The organism is Streptomyces hazeniae, assembly GCF_031845485.1.
GTDB classification, from domain to species: Bacteria; Actinomycetota; Actinomycetes; order Streptomycetales; family Streptomycetaceae; genus Streptomyces; species Streptomyces hazeniae.
On record NZ_JAVREQ010000025.1, the window covers coordinates 48,854 to 61,281 of the forward strand.

Consider the following 12,428-nt stretch of genomic DNA (forward strand, 5'->3'; position numbering starts at 1 on the left):
GCCCCACGGTGCGCGCACCGCGGGGCCCCGGCGCGTTCCCGCCCGCGCGCTCTCAGCTCCGACGCCGCTCCAGTTCCTCCGCACCGGCGTTGTACGCCGCCACCTGCGCCCGCCGGGCCGTACGTTCCACCGGCCGCAGCGCCTCCGCGCGCGCGGCGATCTGCGAGGCGCTCATGGCCGTGCCGTGCGCGGCGCCGTCCCCTTCGGCGATGGCCACCAGGGCGCCGACCCGTTGCGCCAGCTCCAGCACCCGCACCGCACGCGGCGGATACCCGGGCGCCAGCAGCCGCCGCCCCGCCTCGGCGCGTGCACGGTACGCCTCCAGCGCCGCGTCGGCGACGGGCCCGGACCCGGCCACGTCCAGCCGCGTCAGCACCTGCGTCGCCTCCCGCAGCGCCTCCGCCAGTTCACGCTCCGCCTCGGCCAGCGACGGCACGTCGGCCGGCGGCGCCTCCCGCACCGGCAGACAGCGCCACACCACCTCCACGTGGGTGTCGAGGGGGTCCGCACCGTCCGTCGCCGGACCCGCCTCGTGCACCTCGGGCACCAGGCCCAGCCCTGTCCCCGAGGCCACCACCGCCTCCCCGGCCTCCAGCGCCAGGGCGTTGAATTCCGGCGGTCCGCTCAGCCCCAGCGGATGACCGGAGGCGGGCAGCGCGAGCCGCAGGCCCACGGCGCCCAGCGCGCGCAGCCGCCCCAGCGCCAGCGTGAGTCCCGCCACGTCGTCGTCCGCCGCGCCCTCCGGTCCGGGCAGCCCGCCCACCCGGTGCCGGGCGTCCTCCGCCGTGATGTGCGACGCCGCCTCGTCCGGCGACACCGCCCCGGCCAGCAGGGCGTTCCCCCAGGCGGCCAGCCGTCCTGAACGCGTCTCCTCGAGCATGTGCCCCAGCGTAGGCCGTGGAGCCGCGCAGGGGCCCGGGACCGCCCGGCGACCTCGGGAACCGTACCGGTGGAGGTGTGGCGTAGGTTTTCCCATGGGCCTGTGCCCGCAGGGCACCGGCAAAAGCGACTTCACCGACAGCATGGGGAGACGACACGCTCATGAGCGACGTACTGGACCTGGTGGACGTATCAGTGGTCCGCGAGGGCCGCGCACTCGTGGACGAGGTCTCCTGGTCGGTCAAGGAGGGCGAGCGCTGGGTCATCCTCGGCCCCAACGGCGCCGGCAAGACCACGCTCCTCAACATCGCCTCGAGCTACCTCTTCCCGACCACCGGCACCGCCACCGTCCTCGGCGACCGCCTGGGCACCGTGGACGTCTTCGACCTGCGGCCCCGCATCGGCATGGCCGGCATGGCGCTGTCCGAGAAGCTGCCCCGCTCCCAGACGGTGCTGGAGACCGTCCTCACCGCCGCGTACGGCATGACCGCGCACTGGCGGGAGAGCTACGACGACATCGACCGCGACCGTGCCCTGGCCTTCCTCGACCGCCTGGGCATGAGCGACTACCTGGACCGGAAGTTCGGCACGCTCTCCGAGGGCGAGCGCAAGCGCACCATGATCGCCCGCGCCATGATGACCGACCCCGAACTCCTCCTGCTCGACGAGCCCGCCGCCGGTCTCGACCTGGGCGGCCGCGAGGACCTGGTGCGCCGCCTCGGCCGCCTCGCCCGCGACCCGTACGCCCCCTCCATGCTGATGGTCACCCACCACGTCGAGGAGATCGCCCCCGGCTTCAGTCACGTGCTGATGATCCGTCAGGGCAAGGTGCTGGCCGCCGGACCGATCGAGACCGAGCTGACCTCGCGCAACCTCTCGCTGTGCTTCGGTCTTCCGCTCGTCGTCGAGCAGAACGGCGACCGCTGGACCGCACAGGGTCTGCCGCTCAGCTGATCTTCCGCCTACCATAAGGCGGGTGGACGCATGGGTGTGGTGGCTGATCGCCGCCGTAGGGCTGGGCATCCCTCTCGTACTCACCGCGATGCCGGAGTTCGGCATGTTCGCGGTCGGGGCGCTGGCGGGCTCCGTCACCGCCGCGCTCGGCGGCGGAATCGTCGCGCAGACACTGGTGTTCGTCGCGGTCTCGGTCGCGCTGCTCCTCGTCGTACGCCCCCTGGTCAAGCGCTCCCGCACGCAGGTGCCCGCGCACCGCAGCGGGGTCGACGCGCTGACCGGCCGTCAGGCCGTGGTGCTGGAACGGGTCGACGGGCAGGGCGGGCGGATCAAGCTGGCCGGCGAGGTCTGGTCGGCGCGCTCCCTCGACGACGGCGTCAGTTACGAAGCGGGCGCGCGCGTCGACGTGGTGGAGATCGACGGCGCCACGGCGGTCGTGATGGGATGACACGTATGCTGATCCCCGGGTGACGGACGCTCCACGCAGTGTGCCCGGCTCAGTGCTGACGACAACGACAGGGGGAGAGGCGATGGACGCCATCATCATCGTCCTGATCATCCTGGTGGTGCTGGTCTTCATCGCACTCATCAAGACGATCCAGGTCATTCCGCAGGCGAGCGCGGCCATCGTGGAACGCTTCGGCCGGTACACCCGCACCCTCAGCGCGGGACTCAACATCGTGGTGCCGTTCATCGACACCATCCGCAACCGCGTCGACCTCCGTGAGCAGGTCGTCCCGTTCCCGCCGCAGCCGGTCATCACCCAGGACAACCTGGTCGTCAACATCGACACCGTCATCTACTACCAGGTGACCGACGCCCGCGCGGCCACGTACGAGGTCGCCAGCTACATCCAGGCGATCGAGCAGCTCACCGTCACCACCCTGCGCAACATCATCGGCGGCATGGACCTGGAGCGGACCCTGACCTCCCGCGAGGAGATCAACGCCGCGCTGCGCGGCGTCCTCGACGAGGCGACCGGCAAGTGGGGCATCCGCGTCAACCGCGTGGAGCTCAAGGCGATCGAGCCCCCGACCTCCATCCAGGACTCGATGGAGAAGCAGATGCGCGCCGACCGCGACAAGCGCGCCGCGATCCTCCAGGCCGAGGGCGTACGCCAGTCCGCGATCCTCACCGCGGAGGGCGAGAAGCAGTCGGCGATCCTCCGGGCCGAGGGCGAGTCCAAGTCCGCGGCCCTGCGCGCCGAGGGCGAGGCGCAGGCCATCCGTACCGTCTTCGAGTCCATCCACGCCGGCGACCCGGACCAGAAGCTGCTCTCCTACCAGTACCTGCAGATGCTGCCGAAGATCGCCGAGGGCGACGCCAACAAGCTCTGGATCGTGCCCAGCGAGATCGGCGACGCCCTGAAGGGCCTCGGCGGGGCTCTGGACGGCTTCCGCCCCGGCAGCAGCAGCACCGGAGGGTCCGGCGGCCAGTCCGGCACGGGCCTGACCAAGACCCCGCGCCAGCAGCCCCCCATCGACTGACCGCCCCGCGCCCGCCGGGCACCGCACCGCGCGGCCCACGGAGTGAGACCCGGCTGCACGGACGCCACCTCCCTCGGGCATGATCGGTGCCCCGAGCACCGATCAGCCGAGGGGTCAGCGCGTGAGCATCTGGGAGATGGCGGCCGTCTGCGTCGCCGGCATCTGGGCCGGCGCCATCAACACCGTCGTGGGGTCCGGCACCCTCATCACCTTCCCCGTGCTCCTCGCCGTCGGCCTGCCGCCTGTCACCGCCAACGTCTCCAACGCCCTCGGGCTGGTGCCGGGATCCGTCAGCGGAGCCATCGGCTACCGCCGCGAACTCAAGGGCCAGCGCGCCCGCATCCTGCGGCTCGGCGCCGTCGCCCTGGTGGGCTCGCTGGCGGGCGCCGCGCTGCTCATCACGCTTCCGCCCGGCGCGTTCGAGCTCATCGTGCCCGCCCTCATCGCCGTCGCCCTGGTCCTCGTCGTCCTCCAGCCCCGGCTCTCCCGCGCGATGCAGCGCCGCCGTGAGCAGAAGGACCGCAGGCCGCCGGCGCACGGCGGGCCGACCCTGCTCGGTGGCATGGGCGTCGCCAGCGCCTACGGCGGCTACTTCGGCGCCGCCCAGGGCGTCATCTACCTGGCCCTGATGGGTCTGCTGCTGCCCGACGACCTGCAGCGCATCAACGCCGTGAAGAACGTGCTGAGCGCCGTCGTGAACGGCGTCGCGGCGGTCTTCTTCCTGTTCGTCGCCGAGTTCCACTGGACGGCGGTGCTGCTCATCGCGGTCGGCTCCACCGTCGGCGGGCAGCTCGGCGCCCGCATCGGGCGCCGGCTGCCGCCGACGGTGCTGCGCGGCGTCATCGTGGCCGTGGGACTGGCCGCGATCATCCAGCTGCTGCTGAACTGACCGCCGCGGTCCCTCCGCCCCGCACACCGAGCCACTCGGGCAGGGCGTCGCCGTCCCGCAGGTTGAGCGCGAGCAGAAGTGCGTCCGCCGGCGTCGGCTCGAACGGCTGCGTGAGCAGCCGCATGCCGGCCTGGACCGGCGTGCGGTCCGCCTTGCGGTGGTTGTCCGCCGCGCACGCCGCCACGGTGTTCAGCCAGGTGTCGCCGCCGCCGCGGGAGCGCGGCACCACGTGGTCGACCGTGGTCGCACGGCGCCCGCAGTAGGCGCACCGGTGCCGGTCCCGGACCAGCACACCGCGGCGTGACCACGGCGCCCGTTGTCGGAACGGAACCCGGACGTATCTGCAGAGTCTCACCACCTGCGGCACCGGAAGGTCGAGACTGGCCGCCCGCACGCGGAGGCCGGGGTGCGACTGCTCCACGACGGCCTTGTCCTGCATCACCAGGACGACCGCGCGTCGCAGCGACACGGTCGACAGCGGCTCGAAGCCGGCGTTGAGAACCAGCGTCTGGCGCTTGTTGATCATGACTCCACCTGCGCTTTCTCTCGGAACTCGGCCCGAGGAGAGGGGTTCGAGGCCGAGCAGGACGGCGCGCGCGACCCGGTTGGCGCCCTCTTGGGGATACCCGGTTCGCCCACCCCATGAGCATCGCGACTCGGCGCGCATTGCTCTACTGCATTTCTCACCGGCCCGACGTGCGGGGTGGGGAGCAGCACCGGCCGTGCGCCGTCCACCGGTCGCCGGTCTGTGCGAGCGCGGTACGGGGGGCGAGGCGGCGGGAGGGCGTGGAGTCCTGGGCACTCGGCTTCCCGGGTGGATTTTTCGTCCGGGTCCGTACCTCTCGCGCGGCTTGTGAAGATTCGGTGGATGCGCCCTTAGGGTCTGCCGTGACCGCCCGAACTGCGGGCCGGCACCGAGGGAGATTCGATGCGTAAGACCGTCCTTGCCGCTGCGGTGATCGCCACCGCGCTGTCCTCGGCCGTCCCGGCCGCCGCGCTCGCTCCGGCCGACGCCGACATGCCTGCGGCCGCGTTCGCCGCTCCGAAGCACGACGGCCCGCTGACGGTGGTCGGGCTCTCCCCCAACGGCAAGCGACTGCTGGAGTTCAAGGCGAACAAGCCCGGCAAGGCGTGGGAGCTGGGCCGGATCCGGGGCCTGTGGGGCGACTCCCGCCTGGTGGGCATCGACTTCCGCGTGCAGGACCACAAGCTCTACGGCGTCGGGAACCGCGGCGGCATCTACACGCTCAACCCGCGGGCCACGGCCCAGAAGGTCTCCCAGCTGACCGTGGGCCTGGAGGGCCGCCGGTTCGGCGTGGACTTCAACCCCGCCGCGGACCGGCTGCGGGTCATCTCCAACACCGGGCAGAACCTGCGGCACAACATCGACGACCCCTCAGCCCCCGAGGCCACCATCGAGGACGGCACGCTGACCAACCCGACCATGCCGCCCAGCACCGCCCGGGGCGTCACCGGCGCCGCCTACACCAACAACGACCTGGACCCGGCGACCGCCACCACGCTGTTCGACATCGACACCCGCAACGACCGCGTGTCGCTGCAGTCCCCGGCCAACGCCGGCACGCTCGCCGCCGTCGGCGCGCTCGGCGTGAACGTCGGCCCCTCGGCCGGGTTCGACATCTACTACTGCCCCAAGAAGGGCACCAACAGCGGCTTCGCCGCCCTGCGGGTCAACGGCTCCTACCGCTTCTACGAGGTCAACGTCCTCACCGGCGAGGCGCACAAGGTGGGCGCGTTCCCCGAGCGCCGCCAGATCGCCGACGTGGCGCTGCCGCTCAACCAGCACTGACCGTTCGTCGCTCCGCACAGCCGCGTGGTGCTCAGCCCCGGCCACCGGTGAGCAGGGAGGTGACGACGAGGTTGCTGCGGTAGGCGCGCGCCTCGGGGTCCCATTCCGTGCAGGTGATCAGGGTGAGCCGAGGACGCAGGGTGGGCCGGTAGACCGCTGCGGGCATCTCGTCCCGGGGATGGACGGCGATGCCGGTGACGGTGAAGCGGGCGGTGGACCCGTCACGCCGTCGGACGGTGACGCGGTCTCCTTCCTCCAGCGCGCCGAGTTCGTAGAACGCGGCGGGGCCCGAGGTGGAGTCCACATGCGCGACCAGGACGGCGTTGCCCGCCTCGCCGGGTGTGACCGAGCCGTCGTACCAGCCGGCCCGGTCCGCGTCCCCAGGCAGTGCGATCGACCCGTCGTCGGCCAGGCCGACCGGCGTGACGGCCGCCGACAGTCCGACGCTCCGGCCGGTGATCCGTGACGGCTCGGACCGCGCCATCGCCTCCCGGCCGGGATCGCCCCGCCGCTCCGTTGCCGAGGAGGGCACCTCGGATTCCCCGCGGGCGGCGGACGGAGGCGGCACGGGGGGAGGTTGCTGCTGTGGGGCGAAGGCCATCGCGAGCAGAGCGAGGCCGGTCGTGGTGCAGGCGGCGGCCGGTGTGCCGGTGCGTCGGCATGGAGAGAGGCCCGGTCAGGTGTCGGTGCTGCGGCGACGCATCCAGTAGGCGCCCGCCGCGGCGAGGAGGAGGGCACCGCCGGTGGCGGCGGCCGCGGTCGTGGTGTCGTCACCGGCCTGGGTGCCGCCCTGGCCGCCGGAGACGCCGCCGGCTGTGGCGGTCGGGGCGAGCGCCACCGACGGCGCGGCCGCGGCGAGTGCGACGAAGGCGGCCGTGACAGTTCTCTTCATCGGGATGCTCCAGCTGGCAGACGAGGTCGCCATGCCGCCGGCGCCGCTGCGGCGCGGGCCGACACGGCTCCGTACACGTCCTGAACCTCCGTCGGCGAGCGCGGGGCCGCCACCGCGACGCCGGCCCTCGGGTGGGCCGATTCGCCCAACCGCTGGTGTTCCCCCGGCCCGGTTCCTCAGGGCGCGACCGGGTCCTTGCAGGTGAGCGGCCACCCGCCCGCACCACCCTCCGGTCTCCGGAAGGAGGAGAAAGTCGGGCGCCGGAGGCTGGGACGTACGGGTGGCCGCGTGCCCGGCACGCACCCCGCCGCTCGGTCCGGCCGGTGGGGTTCCCTGCCACCGCGGGCGGCACACCGGTCGGCCCCGGGGTCGCGGGGGACCTCCAGAAGTCTTCCGGGCCGCCCCTGCCGAGCGGCGGCCCGGTGGTACGTTCCGTGACTTCGTGCCCGCCGGGCACGCTCTCAACGGTTCCTGGAGGCAACGGTGTTCAGACGTCGGATACTCGCTCTCGCGACGGCTCTCCTCGGGCTGGGGCTGATGGCGGGCCCAGCCCAGGCGGTCCCGCCGACGGGTGGGGCGCCCGCCGCGCCGCAGGCCGCACCCGCGGCTGCGCCCACGGGCTGCACGTCGTGGGTCGAGTGGGTGCACGAGGGGAACAGCCACTACTACGGGCGGGCCAACGTGCAGTGCGCCACCGGCACGTACCGGGTGAAGGCGCAGTGCCGCAACCTGCAGAGCGGGGTGGGGTACGTCGTCTACGGGACGCGCGTGACCGGTGCGCCTTCCGTGGCGACCGTGCAGTGCCACAGCGGGAACGTGGCGGAGAGCGTGCACGCGGTGGCCGAGCCCCCGGCGTCGGGCGTCACCGGCTGCACGTCGTGGATCGAGTGGGTGCACGAGGGGAACAACCACTACTACGGGCGGGCGAAGGCGCAGTGCGACACCGGGCGCTACCGGGCCCAGGCCCAGTGCAGGAACCTCCAGTCCGGTCAGGGCTATGTCGTGACGGGCAGTCGTGTGGTGAGCGCGCCGGACGTGGCGACGGTGCAGTGCCACAGCGGGAACGTGGCGGAGAGCGTGCAGGCGGTGCCCGAGTGACGGGCGCGTGACGAGCGGGCACGGGCGCGGCGGACGCCCCACCCGTGCCCGGGGGTGGACAGGTGGACGAGACGACGGTGCGGCTGGTCGGGTCCGGTGAGGTCCCGGTGCTGGAGCGGCTGTGGCTGATGTTCCGGCACGACATGTCCGAGTTCCAGGGCGGGCTGCCCGACCCCGACGGCTGGTACCGGCGCGACCGGTTGGAGCCGGTGCTGCGCGCGGACCCGGACTGGGCGGCCTACCTCGTGGTGGGGAGCGGCCGCCCCGTCGGGCTGGCGCTGGTCCGGGGGCTGATCGGGCCGAGGCGGGTGCTGAACGCCTTCTTCGTGGTCCGGGCGGTGCGGAGGACGGGGATCGGTCTGCGGGCCGCCCGCGAGGTGCTGGAGCGGCACCCCGGGGCGTGGGAGCTGGCGTTCCAGGACGCGAACGAGGGCGCGGCTCGCTTCTGGCGCCGGGTCGCCGGCGAGATCGCGGGGGAGTCCTGGGCCGAGGAGCGGCGTCCGGTGCCCGGACGGGACGACGTGCCCCCGGATGTCTGGATCTCCTTCGCAGTGTGAGCGGGTGAGCGTGTGAGCGGCGGGAGGCGCCCTTCGTGTGAGCGGGACCCGCCGCCCGGTGGCGGCCCCGGGGATCTGCTAGCTTAGGTAAGCCTTACCTAAGGAGGGTTCATGGTCCGCCTCCCGGCCCACGACGGACGTCCCAGCAGCGCGGAGCGGCTCCGGTCCGCCGTCGCCGCCGCCGAGTCGCTGAGCCTGACGACGCACAGCACCGCGTACGACCTGATCGGCATGCACACCGTCGACGGCCGGGGCCGGGTGCATCTCCACGCCCCCGCCGACAGCCCGCTGACCGTCGAGGCGCTGTGCGCCCCGCACGGACTCCTCACCGCCCGGCTGGACTTCACCGACATCGCACCGACACCCGTGCGCGACCGGGTCAGGGCCCGGGTCACGCTCTCGGGCCGGCTGGAGGCCGCCGCCGAGCAGTCCGTACCGGACGCGGTGGTGCTGCGGTTCGACACGGCGCGAGCGGAACTGCGCCGGGCGGAGGTCACCGAGGAGGTCGGGCCCGACGTGCTCGCACGCGCACGGCCGGACGTGCTCGCCACGCAGGAGGCGCCCATGCTGACGCATCTGCACGAGGACCACCGGGACATCGTCGCGCACCTGGCCCAACTCGCCGGTGTACGGCCGGCGTCTCCGCCGGCACGGGTCCTGCCGTACGCGATCGACCGCTACGGGATCACGCTCCGGGCCGAGGACGGCGACGGGCACACCGACCTCCGCATCCGCTTCCCCGCGCCGGTGCGCGACGCCTCGGAGGTGCGGGAGCAGATCGACCTCCTGATGCACAGGCCGGTGACGCCGAAGGCGCGCGCCCGCCGGGCGCCGGGACACGGGCGGCGGCGCCTGGCCCGGTGAGTCCCCGGGAGGGACGGGTGCCCCCGGCCCTCACCCGTCCCTCCCGGCACCGTCACGGCGTCAGGAAGCGGAAACCGGGGCGCGGATGCATCAGGAAGTCGTGGTGCGAGATGTTCCACGCGTACGCCCCGGCCAGCGCGAAGACCACCCGGTCGCCCGCCCGCAGGCCCGGTGCCACCAGCCCGCGGCTGAGCACGTCCTTCGGCGTGCACAGCTGCCCGGCCACGGTGACGCGGTCGCCGCGCACGGCCGGCCGGGGCGGCGGATGCGGCCAGTCGTCCATCGGCAGGACCTCTGCGGGCTGGTCGTGCCCCTTCGTCACCGGCGTCCGCAGGTGGTGGGTGCCGCCCCGGACGATCGCGAAGTCCTCGCCCCGACTGCGCTTCACGTCGAGCACCTCGGTGGCGTACCAGCCGCAGTACGCGGTCAGCGCGCGGCCGGGTTCGATCCGCAGCACCGGCCCGGGGTGGCGCCGTGCCGCACGGGCCAGTCCCGCGCCGAAGGCCGTCCAGTCGAACCGCTCGAAGGGCCGCGTGTAGTCGACGGCCATCCCGCCGCCGACGGTGACCTCCCGCAACGGCAGTCCGTGGCGGCCGGCGAGAGCCGTCACCCGGCCGAGGATCTCCTCGGTGAGCGCCAGTTGGGCCTCCGCGGACAGACCGCTGGCCAGGTGCACGTGCAGACCGGCCGGCTCCAGGTGGTCCGCGGCGTCCCCCGAGAGCAGTTTCCACGCGTCACCCGCCTCCGACGGGTCCATGCCGAAGGGGGCCGCCCCGCCGCCCATGGCGAGCGCACTGCCCGTCAGCGCCTGCGCGTCGACCGGCAGGTTGAGCCGGAGCAGCACCCGGGGCCGCGGACCCCGCGTGCCCCGCCGTTCGGCGGCAGCGCGGGTCAGCAGCCGCAGTTCGTGCAGACTCTCGACGTGGAAGCGCTCCACCCCCGCACGCAGTGCCGCGGCGATCTCGGACGGAGTCTTGCCCGGCCCGCCGAAGGCCAGCGGGCTCCGGGGAACCGCCCGGCGCACATGCGCCAGCTCCCCGCCCGAGGAGACCTCGAAACCGTCGGTGAACGGGGCCAGCTCCCGCAGGATCGCCGGTTCCGCGTTGGCCTTGGCCGCGTAGTACAGCTCCACCGGCCCGGGCAGCGCGGCCCGGACGGAGGACGCGTGCTCCCGCAGCGCCGCCAGGTCGTAGAGGTAGCAGGGGAGTTCGTCGTCGCGGAGTGCGCGGGCCTGGGCGCGCACGGCGGGGGTGAGGAGAGTCAACGCACGGGTCCCCTCGTCACGTTCCGGTCGGCGAGCGGGGAGGGGAGCCGGACGTAGCCGGCGTCCCGGTCCGGGGCGCGGCGCCAGCGGGTGAGCAGGTTGGCCTTCGCCGGCAGCCGCTCCCCGGCGAGCAGGGAGCGGAGCGCGGGCGGGGCGCCGAGGTCCGCGGCGCAGCGGGCGAGGGTGACCCCGACCTGCCGCCACAGCCGTGGTTCGGCATCGGGACGCAGGTCGGCCAGTGCGGCCAGCACCTCCGCCAGGTGGTTGACGAGGAGGCAGTAGACCACCCGGTCCCAGCCCTGCCGGGGTGCGTAGGTCAGTCCTGCCGCGACGTCGTGGTCCAGGCCCGCCAGCGCCGCGTCGTGCCGTCCGGCCACCAGCTTGGTCCCCTCCAGGTCCCGGAAGAGCACGCGGACCGGGGCTCCTTCGGCGTCGGCGCAGACGACCACGTTCTGGAGGTGCGGCTCCAGGACGACACCGTGCCGGAAGAACAGTGTCAGCACCGGCGGCACGACGAGGTCCACGTACCGCTCCCACCAGGCGAGCACCGCCGTGGCATCGGCGCCGTCGCCCAGCAGCGCACCGACGCGTCCGGGGCCGGGGGCGTACTCGTCGGCGACGGCCGCGGCGAGCAGCGGTGTGGCACCGGGGGGCAGGTGCGGGCCGAACCCCTCCCGCACGATGACGCCGAGACCTTCCAGCAGGGTGCGGTCGACGCCGCCTCCGGACGAGGGCACGGCGATGCTGCGGAAGCCGGGCTCGCGGAGCACCGTGGCGCCGGGGTGCACCAGCGCCAGGTCGTCGAGCACCGGCTCCAGTATCCGGGTGAGGGCCACGGCTCCGGCGAGTTCGTAGGAGGCGTTCTTGCGGACGCAGTTGGTGATGCGCACGTCCAGGCTGAACTTCAGGAAGGACGTGCCGTCGTGGACCGTGCGCACCGAGGCGGTGGGGACGACCGGTTCGGCGCCCGGCCCCAGGTCCCGTACGGAACCGTCGGCCAGGGCGGCGGCGAGGGCGGGCCGGCGGTGCAGCAGCCGGTACTGCCAGGGGTGCGACGGCAGCAGCCGGTACCCCGCGGGGGCCGTGCCGAGGCGGTCCAGGGGGGCGAGGGCGCCGGGCCGGGAGGCGTCCTCGGTGACGAGGTCCTCGCGCACGGCGAGCATCCGCAGCGGGAACCGGGCACCCTCCTCGGGCGCGTACGCCGCCCAGTCCTCCGCATCGGCGCCGTGCGCCTTGGGGGTGGGATGGAACCGGTGGCCGAAGAGCAGGGACTGCTCGCTCGCCAGGTAGGCCGCGACCGGGTCGCCCGCGTACGGGGGCTTACGGGGCGGAGGGACGGGCCGGGCGAGCGCGCTGCGGACGGCGCGGTGGCTCGACGCGACCTGGGACGTGAATTCGTCGTTGCCGGCGCCGGTGAGCAGGGTCAGTTCGGCGTGCACCAGGTCGGCCAGCCGCTCCCAGGAGGTCCGGCTCCAGTCGCGGCCGGTGTGCGCGTCCACCGGCCCGGTGAACCGGTGCGCGCCCAGCAGGGACGTGCGGCGCAGCCCGACCCGGAGCAGCACGCCGGACGAGGGCAGCCGCAGCACGAGGCGCCCGTCGGTGACGCGGCATGCGTCCGGGCCGGCCACCTCGCGCAGCACGCAGTTGAGGAGGGTGTGGGCGACCGCCTCGCCGGCTGTCGGGAGCCTCGCGCCGGCGAGCGCCGGCGAGTGGGCGGTGGTGGGGCCGTTCACG

The 12,428-nt window shown here is 73.8% G+C and carries 14 protein-coding genes; 8 read left to right on the forward strand and 6 right to left on the reverse strand.

What is annotated here, in order from left to right; all coding sequences use genetic code 11:
- Window positions 1–52: 52 nt before the first annotated feature.
- Entirely contained in the window at window positions 53–880 is an 828-nt protein-coding gene (locus tag RM572_RS23425) for a hypothetical protein (protein WP_311675390.1), read from the reverse strand.
- A gap of 161 nt (window positions 881–1,041) precedes the next feature.
- Here RM572_RS23425 and RM572_RS23430 point away from each other — a divergent pair, with 161 nt between their 5' ends.
- The 4 genes from RM572_RS23430 to RM572_RS23445 all read left to right on the forward strand — a co-directional run bounded on the left by RM572_RS23430 (window position 1,042) and on the right by RM572_RS23445 (window position 4,209).
- Complete coding sequence (locus RM572_RS23430; RefSeq protein ID WP_027762339.1) at window positions 1,042–1,833, forward strand: ABC transporter ATP-binding protein; 792 nt, start codon at window positions 1,042–1,044, stop codon at window positions 1,831–1,833.
- Window positions 1,834–1,855: 22 nt separating this feature from the next.
- A complete protein-coding gene (locus tag RM572_RS23435; protein WP_311675391.1) occupies window positions 1,856–2,281 on the forward strand; it encodes an NfeD family protein in 426 nt (141 codons plus the stop codon).
- An 82-nt stretch (window positions 2,282–2,363) separates the two neighbouring features.
- A complete protein-coding gene (locus tag RM572_RS23440) occupies window positions 2,364–3,320 on the forward strand; it encodes an SPFH domain-containing protein (protein ID WP_136184768.1) in 957 nt (318 codons plus the stop codon).
- 79 nt (window positions 3,321–3,399) lie between these two features.
- Window positions 3,400–4,209: a sulfite exporter TauE/SafE family protein gene (locus RM572_RS23445; protein ID WP_394813689.1), complete on the forward strand. Its 810-nt coding sequence runs from the start codon at window positions 3,400–3,402 to the stop codon at window positions 4,207–4,209.
- Here RM572_RS23445 and RM572_RS23450 read toward each other — a convergent pair.
- Window positions 4,187–4,735 carry an HNH endonuclease gene (locus RM572_RS23450; protein ID WP_311675393.1) on the reverse strand — a complete coding sequence of 183 codons (549 nt, stop codon included), beginning with the start codon at window positions 4,733–4,735 and terminating at the stop codon, window positions 4,187–4,189. The two genes, RM572_RS23445 and RM572_RS23450, sit on opposite strands and share 23 nt — an antisense overlap.
- Before the next feature lie 402 nt (window positions 4,736–5,137).
- Between RM572_RS23450 and RM572_RS23455 the strand changes: the two genes are divergently transcribed.
- On the forward strand, window positions 5,138–6,019 hold the full coding sequence (locus tag RM572_RS23455; RefSeq protein ID WP_311675394.1) for a DUF4394 domain-containing protein: 882 nt from the start codon (window positions 5,138–5,140) through the stop codon (window positions 6,017–6,019).
- A gap of 31 nt (window positions 6,020–6,050) precedes the next feature.
- Here the strand turns inward: RM572_RS23455 and RM572_RS23460 are convergent, their stop codons facing one another.
- Together RM572_RS23460 and RM572_RS23465 are read right to left on the reverse strand one after the other, a co-directional pair.
- Window positions 6,051–6,551, reverse strand: coding sequence for a sortase domain-containing protein (locus RM572_RS23460; protein WP_311675395.1), 501 nt, complete (start codon window positions 6,549–6,551; stop codon window positions 6,051–6,053).
- 144 nt (window positions 6,552–6,695) lie between these two features.
- Complete coding sequence (locus RM572_RS23465; protein ID WP_311675396.1) at window positions 6,696–6,911, reverse strand: LPXTG cell wall anchor domain-containing protein; 216 nt, start codon at window positions 6,909–6,911, stop codon at window positions 6,696–6,698.
- 483 nt (window positions 6,912–7,394) lie between these two features.
- Between RM572_RS23465 and RM572_RS23470 the strand changes: the two genes are divergently transcribed.
- From RM572_RS23470 to RM572_RS23480, 3 genes are all read left to right on the forward strand, one after another.
- Window positions 7,395–8,009 carry a hypothetical protein gene (locus RM572_RS23470; protein WP_311675397.1) on the forward strand — a complete coding sequence of 205 codons (615 nt, stop codon included), beginning with the start codon at window positions 7,395–7,397 and terminating at the stop codon, window positions 8,007–8,009.
- Window positions 8,010–8,071: 62 nt separating this feature from the next.
- Entirely contained in the window at window positions 8,072–8,566 is a 495-nt protein-coding gene (locus RM572_RS23475) for a GNAT family N-acetyltransferase (protein WP_394813690.1), read from the forward strand.
- 111 nt (window positions 8,567–8,677) lie between these two features.
- A complete protein-coding gene (locus tag RM572_RS23480) occupies window positions 8,678–9,430 on the forward strand; it encodes a DUF2470 domain-containing protein (RefSeq protein ID WP_311675398.1) in 753 nt (250 codons plus the stop codon).
- Between the two features lie 52 nt (window positions 9,431–9,482).
- On the opposite strand, the gene RM572_RS23485 is transcribed toward RM572_RS23480, so the two are convergent.
- Complete coding sequence (locus RM572_RS23485; RefSeq protein ID WP_311675399.1) at window positions 9,483–10,694, reverse strand: type III PLP-dependent enzyme; 1,212 nt, start codon at window positions 10,692–10,694, stop codon at window positions 9,483–9,485.
- The gene (locus RM572_RS23490; protein WP_311675400.1) at window positions 10,691–12,427 is read right to left on the reverse strand and encodes an IucA/IucC family protein; all 1,737 of its coding nucleotides are present in this window, start codon (window positions 12,425–12,427) and stop codon (window positions 10,691–10,693) included. The genes RM572_RS23485 and RM572_RS23490 overlap by 4 nt, the downstream gene beginning before the upstream one ends.
- Between the last annotated feature and the right edge of the window lies 1 nt (window position 12,428).

Coding starts and splice junctions, on each gene's coding strand:
- RM572_RS23480 (WP_311675398.1), top strand. CDS start 8,678: ATGGTCCGCCTCCCGGCCCACGACGGACGTCCCAGCAGCGCGGAGCGG.
- RM572_RS23430 (WP_027762339.1), top strand. CDS start 1,042: ATGAGCGACGTACTGGACCTGGTGGACGTATCAGTGGTCCGCGAGGGC.
- RM572_RS23450 (WP_311675393.1), bottom strand. CDS start 4,735: ATGATCAACAAGCGCCAGACGCTGGTTCTCAACGCCGGCTTCGAGCCG.
- RM572_RS23465 (WP_311675396.1), bottom strand. CDS start 6,911: ATGAAGAGAACTGTCACGGCCGCCTTCGTCGCACTCGCCGCGGCCGCG.
- RM572_RS23455 (WP_311675394.1), top strand. CDS start 5,138: ATGCGTAAGACCGTCCTTGCCGCTGCGGTGATCGCCACCGCGCTGTCC.
- RM572_RS23445 (WP_394813689.1), top strand. CDS start 3,400: ATGATCGGTGCCCCGAGCACCGATCAGCCGAGGGGTCAGCGCGTGAGC.
- RM572_RS23440 (WP_136184768.1), top strand. CDS start 2,364: ATGGACGCCATCATCATCGTCCTGATCATCCTGGTGGTGCTGGTCTTC.
- RM572_RS23425 (WP_311675390.1), bottom strand. CDS start 880: ATGCTCGAGGAGACGCGTTCAGGACGGCTGGCCGCCTGGGGGAACGCC.